The 2,331-nt window shown below is 66.8% G+C and carries 3 protein-coding genes and 1 pseudogene; all 4 read left to right on the plus strand.

Annotated features, from left to right (window positions below):
• Positions 1-94 precede the first annotated feature (94 nt).
• On the plus strand, positions 95-370 hold the full coding sequence (locus AOK08_RS24655) for a glutaredoxin family protein (protein WP_055529917.1): 276 nt from the start codon (positions 95-97) through the stop codon (positions 368-370).
• A gap of 353 nt (positions 371-723) precedes the next feature.
• Positions 724-1,359: redox-sensing transcriptional repressor Rex (locus AOK08_RS24660; RefSeq protein WP_157876775.1), on the plus strand; the 636-nt coding region annotated here is incomplete at its 3' end.
• Between the two features lie 2 nt (positions 1,360-1,361).
• A pseudogene (locus tag AOK08_RS48925) lies at positions 1,362-1,436 on the plus strand (redox-sensing transcriptional repressor Rex); the annotation flags it as partial.
• Positions 1,433-2,331, plus strand: an 899-nt coding sequence (gene hemA, locus AOK08_RS24665) for a glutamyl-tRNA reductase (RefSeq protein ID WP_063794123.1), incomplete at its 3' end; no start/stop codon positions are given. The pseudogene AOK08_RS48925 and the gene hemA, both read left to right, overlap by 4 nt.

A 2,331-nucleotide genomic window follows, 5' to 3' on the forward strand; every position in this document is an offset into this window, starting at 1 on the left:
CGCGACCGCGCAGTTAAAGAACTGCTGTGACTGCCGGGTTGGGGGCGGTGTGCGCCTTCCGGATGCGTCTCCGGCGGCGCGTGACAATGGGCGTATGAGTCCCCTCTTTCGGCGCATCGGCCGCCGTACGTCACAGTCCCGGCTCGTCACTCTCATCCGGAAGCCCGGTTGTCATTTGTGTGATGACGCACAGGTCGTGGTCGAGAAGGTGTGTGCCGATCTTGGGGTGCCCTGGGAACAGAAGGACATCACTCAGGACGAAGAACTCAACCGTGAGTACTGGGAACAGATCCCCGTCGTGCTCATCGACGGGGCCCAGCACACGTTCTGGCGCGTCAGCGAAGAACGTCTTCGCAAAGCCCTCACATAGATTCCCGGTGGATTTTGGATTAGTGAGTGGTCGAGTTCCTGTCGCTCGGCGATCGGACAGTCCAAGTGGTCCGGAAAGTCGCTTAGGATCGAGGGCGGTTCAGATCTCGGGGGCGGGATTCATGAGGAGTGTGTGAGGTTTTGCCCCCGAACGGTGATCGTGACGGTGAGGTACGGCGGTGCTTGTGCGCCGGTTCCATACGCGTGCGACGGGGGTGCGTGACCCCGGTCACGTTGGGCGGGCAAATCGGACACCATCTTTGTGCACGCGTTCACAAAGACATAGCCTGCATTCGACGGGGCGGTCCTGGTACGTGTGACCGCCTTCAGCCCCGCGCTACCCGCAGGAGCACCGTGGCAACTGGCCGAACTCACCGAACGGCGACCCGCAGCCGAGGGATTCCCGAGGCCACAGTCGCCAGGCTTCCGCTGTACCTCCGTGCCCTGACCGGACTGTCGGAGCGCTCGGTCCCCACGGTCTCCTCCGAGGAACTGGCCGCCGCCGCGGGCGTCAACTCCGCGAAGCTGCGCAAGGACTTCTCCTACCTCGGCTCCTATGGGACGCGCGGTGTGGGGTACGACGTCGAGTATCTCGTCTATCAGATCTCGCGCGAGCTGGGGCTCACCCAGGACTGGCCCGTAGTGATCGTCGGTATCGGTAATCTCGGCGCCGCCCTCGCGAACTACGGCGGCTTCGCCTCCCGTGGATTCCGGGTGGCCGCCCTCATCGACGCCGATCCCGGGATGGCGGGAAAGCCCGTCGCCGGTATTCCCGTGCAGCACTCGGACGATCTCGAAAGGATCATCGCGGACAACGGTGTGTCCATTGGCGTTATCGCCACTCCCGCCGGTGCCGCCCAGCCCGTGTGCGATCGGCTCGTCGCCGCCGGTGTGACCTCCATTCTCAACTTCGCGCCCACCGTGCTGACCGTTCCGGACGGTGTCGACGTACGCAAGGTCGATCTCAGCATCGAGCTGCAGATCCTCGCCNNGGCGGCAGCGGCAGCGGCAGTGGTGGTCGTGGCAACGGGCCTGACGGGGACGTTCCCGCCGTGATGCCGGCATGAGTCTCCTCGTCGTCGGGCTGAGCCACCGCACCGCTCCCGTCAGCGTCCTCGAGCGCGCCGCGCTGTCCCAGGACGCGCAGATCAAGTTGCTCCAGGACACCGTCGCCGCCGAGCCGGCCACCGAGGCCGCGCTGCTCGCCACCTGCAACCGCATCGAGCTGTACGCGGACGTGGACAAGTTCCACGCGGGTGTCGCCGAGCTGTCCACGCTGCTCGCCCAGCACAGCGGGGTCGGGCTGGACGAGCTCACCCCGTATCTGTACGTGCACTACGAGGACCGGGCCGTCCACCACCTGTTCTCCGTCGCCTGCGGGCTCGACTCCATGGTCGTCGGCGAGGGGCAGATCCTCGGCCAGATCAAGGACTCGCTCGCCCTCGCCCAGGACCTGCACACCGCGGGCCGCCTGCTGAACGACCTGTTCCAGCAGGCCCTGCGGGTCGGCAAGCGCGCCCACTCCGAGACCGGCATCGACCGGGCCGGACAGTCCCTGGTCACCTTCGGGCTCCAGCAGCTCGCCGGGGGGAGTGGGACGGGGAGTGGGGCCGGGGCTTCGACGGAATCGGTCAAGTGCTGGGCCGCGGGCAGGAAAGCCCTGGTCATCGGTGCCGGATCCATGTCCTCACTGGCCGCCGCCACGCTCGCGCGGCTCGGGGTCGCCGAGATCGTCGTCGCCAACCGCACCCCCGACCGCGCCGAGCGGCTCGCGCAGATCATCAACGAGAACAGCGAGAACAGCCAGTACGGCGAAAACCCGGGCTCCGGTGGCGCGGTGACGCCCGTGTCCGCCCGCGCGGTTCCTATGGAATCTGTCCCGTTCGAGCTGACACGTGCCGATATAGCCGTTTCCTGTACGGGTGCGACCGGGCTGGTCCTCACCGCCGGGATCATCGCGGC

This window comes from Streptomyces graminilatus (assembly GCF_001418565.1).
Taxonomy (GTDB): domain Bacteria; phylum Actinomycetota; class Actinomycetes; order Streptomycetales; family Streptomycetaceae; genus Streptomyces; species Streptomyces graminilatus.

Coding starts and splice junctions, on each gene's coding strand:
- AOK08_RS24655 (WP_055529917.1), top strand. CDS start 95: ATGAGTCCCCTCTTTCGGCGCATCGGCCGCCGTACGTCACAGTCCCGG.